The 315-nt window shown below is 58.1% G+C and carries 1 protein-coding gene; it reads left to right on the top strand.

All coding sequences use genetic code 11. The annotated features are described in order from the left end of the window. Positions 1-67: 67 nt before the first annotated feature. Positions 68-315, top strand: a 248-nt coding sequence (locus tag SB724_RS19695) for a ParA family protein (RefSeq protein ID WP_410572477.1), incomplete at its 3' end; no start/stop codon positions are given.

Raw genomic sequence — 315 nt, 5'->3', positions numbered from 1 at the left:
CACCGAGACTGTCTCACTTCCATGAAAAGACGTCACTGCTCGGAGCCCCAGCCGAGGAATGACGACCATGAAATCGCTGCTGATGGCTTCGGCCCGTGGTGGAACAGGCAGAACGACATTGGTGTGTCAGTTCGCCCATTATCTTCGTCGCGTACGTGGATATCGGGTGTTGGTGCTTGATCTGGCCGAGCCGGCGTGTAGTGCCATTTCGCTTACACGTGGTGTCCGTGCACGCTCGGTGACGCACACGACGCTCGATATTCGGTGCGACCAGCGACCTGATGTGACTGGACCATGCATTTGCGTGCTTGCGGC

It is taken from the genome of Bacillus sp. SIMBA_031 (genome assembly GCF_046535225.1).
GTDB lineage: Bacteria > Bacillota > Bacilli > Bacillales > Bacillaceae > Bacillus > Bacillus velezensis.
Note: the sequence above shows the minus strand (reverse complement) of the source record. Positions and strands in the feature narration are given on the sequence as shown.